Origin of the sequence: Lamprobacter sp. (assembly GCF_034860625.1) — a bacterium.
In the GTDB taxonomy this organism is placed as follows: Bacteria; Pseudomonadota; Gammaproteobacteria; order Chromatiales; family Chromatiaceae; genus Lamprobacter.
The window spans coordinates 1-2,728 of sequence record NZ_JAYESN010000325.1 but is presented as its reverse complement, the minus strand read 5'-3'; the positions used below and the strand labels follow the sequence as shown (position 1 = coordinate 2,728).

The 2,728-nt window shown below is 61.4% G+C and carries 2 protein-coding genes; one reads left to right on the top strand and one right to left on the bottom strand.

Annotated features, from left to right (window positions below; genetic code table 11):
• Positions 1–1,511: TonB-dependent receptor plug domain-containing protein (locus tag VBE63_RS26945; RefSeq protein ID WP_323686076.1), on the bottom strand; the 1,511-nt coding region annotated here is incomplete at its 3' end.
• A gap of 284 nt (positions 1,512–1,795) precedes the next feature.
• Between VBE63_RS26945 and VBE63_RS26940 the strand changes: the two genes are divergently transcribed.
• The coding region (locus VBE63_RS26940; RefSeq protein ID WP_323686075.1) for a TonB-dependent receptor plug domain-containing protein at positions 1,796–2,728 on the top strand (933 nt) is incomplete at its 3' end.

Below are 2,728 nucleotides of genomic sequence, written 5' to 3'. Positions count from 1 at the left end.
TTCATCCCCGCGGCCTCGAAGCGGGCGAGGTTGCTCGCGACGATGTTGGTGACCGGGACGAACGCGTAGGGCCGCATGTAATTGCGACCATAGTTCGCGTAGACCTCCGTGCCGCCACTCGGATCAAGCGCCCAGCTGATGCCGAGATTCGGTAGCCAGGCGTCAAAGGTAAAGGCGTCCAGGCTCAAGTCTGGATTCGGTCCCAGGTTATGGCGGCGGGCTGCGTTCCAGTCGGCCGGGGTGTCCGCATTGGTGCGAAAGGCAGTGCTTGCCGGCTCGGTGTACTGGAAATACTTGATGCCAGCCTGCCAGCGCAGGCGCTCGCCTTGCTGTCCGAGCTGGAAATAGGGGCTATGGATGCTACCGCGCCCATCGTTCTCGGCCAGGTAGGCCCAGCCGGCGTAATCCCTGCCTGTTGGGGTGACGCGCATCCGGCGCACCGACTTCTCCAGATCCGCCGACTCCCACCAATAGCCGGTACTGATCTCCAAGCCGCCGATCTCGCCGATGAAGTCGGCATTGAGGCCATAGCGGTTCAGGTCGCGAAACCGATCCTGTCGGCCGTTGCGAATCTCGGCCTGTTCTTCGGCATAGTAGGGCTTGAATGTCAGGGTGCCGAAAGACAGCGGCAGGCTGCCGATGGTCAGCAGATCGCGGTTCTCGCTACTGCTGTGGTAGTAATCGAAGTAGTCAACATCAACGGCGGGGTCACCAGTTCGGTGGCGGTTATAGTCAAAGTCTCGATAGCGGCTCACATCGCGAGCCTGCTCGTAGTTCAGTGCACGGAACGCGTTGAAGTCCTCATCCGTGGCGTTGAAAAACAGCTCGCCGGTCGGACCGCCCTGATCGAGCCCGACGCTGAGGCCGAAGGCCAGGTTCTGACGCGGACCGAGCGAGCCCGCGCCCTTCCACTTGTCGGCATCGGTATAGGAGCCGGAAAGGAATGCTCGGAGGTCCGGACCAAAGACGCCACTGTCGATCCGTGCGAAGGTGCGACTGTAATTGTCCGAGCCGAGCGCCTGGCTGATCTCGGCTGCAGCCTCCGGCTCAGGGCGGCGGTAGCGCAGTGCGATGGCGCCACCGCGGTTGCCGACGGCAGAGCCGATCGCCAGCGGTGCCATGCCTTTGTAGAGTTCTAGCGTCTCGATGTTCTCGACATCATAGAGCTGCGGGCGCGCGCCAATCGGCATGATGCCGTAGTTCGGCAAGCCTTCGATCGACATGCCAACGAACTGGCTCTTGATGCCGCGTATGCGCATGAAGGTGCCGCCAAGTCCATAGGGATCGAGGGTCTCGGTGTCGACGCCGGGGAGCAGATCCAGGTTGGCATAGATGTTGGTGCGTCCAGCGGCACCGCTCATCTGCCGACCTGCCTCGGTCAGGGCACTCCCAGTGTAGAGCGTATCGCCAGGGTACTGAACCGAGTAGATCGGCGCCGCGCTGACCTCGATCGGGTCAAGCAGCAGAACCTCATCGTCGATGCTGGGCGCCTCCTGTGCTTGCGCGATCACCCCATTGCAAGTCAAGGATAAGCCGGCGATAACGACGGCGATGCTGCACTGCTGAAGACCAAGACAGGCCATGTTTGCCTCGCGACAGGAATCGTTTGATGCAGCAAGGATATTACTTTTTTACAAAAGGTATGAAAACTGACTGGGGTCAGGTGCCCCGCTCACCGGAGGGACCGGATCGCTAGGGCAAAAATGCAACGACAGTTGCGTCGATGCAGCTCGGTGCTATATGTTATACCATCACGCTTTTGCACTGAATCCCAATGCTGCGAAACAGGCTGAACATGATGAACAACTTCAATCGCACGTTCTTGGCCGGGCTGCTCCTCGGCGGTCTTGCTACATCACTGCTCGCGCAACCGATGAGCGACGACCAAGGGTTCTCGGTTGAGCTCGACGCCATCGAGGTCACGGCCGGTGTGCCGGTGCCGGGTGATCCGATGCTGCAGGCGGCGAACATCGATGTCTTGGCTGGCGAAGACCTGCGTCGCCGCCAGCGGTTCACGCTAGGCGAGACCCTGGAGACCTTGCCCGGCGTCGCCTCGATCACGGCCGGAAACATGGTCGGTAAGCCGGTGATTCGCGGCCTCAGCGGCAATCAGATTCAGGTGTTATCGAACGGGATTGGCGTTGACTACCAGCAGTATGGTGCGCGGCATCCACCCAACATCGATCCCTTCCTTGCCGGGCGCATCGAGGTGGTCCGGGGTGCCTCGAGCCTGCTCTACGGCTCGGGGGCGCTCGGTGGCGCTATCGATGTGCAGGCGCCAGCCTTCGTGTTCATGCCAGAGGGCGAGAGCGAAGCCCTGGCCGATACCCTGTTCGTCTACCACAGCAACAATGAACAATGGGATACCGGCGCCAAGGCGCGCGCCAGCACCGACCGCTTCAGCCTGGATGCCGGCATCATGGGTCGGTCCGCGGGCGATCTGACGACCCCCAATGCCGCGACGGCGGCCGAGTCGGGCAATCCGAGTGATCCCAAGTTCACCGGCGAGCTTCCGTTCACCAATTTTGATCAACTCAACGCCCAGTTCGGCGCTGGTGTCCTGACCGATGTTGGCGAATTCGGCGTGCGCTACAACCAATGGAACAACGAGAACAACTTTCTGCTGCCGACTGGCAAAGGCATCGGTCTGTGGCTGAACAATGACCAGCTCCAGCTCACCGGCGCCATGCCGCTCGCCTCTGGCTGGGAGCTGAAGCCGACCCTGTCC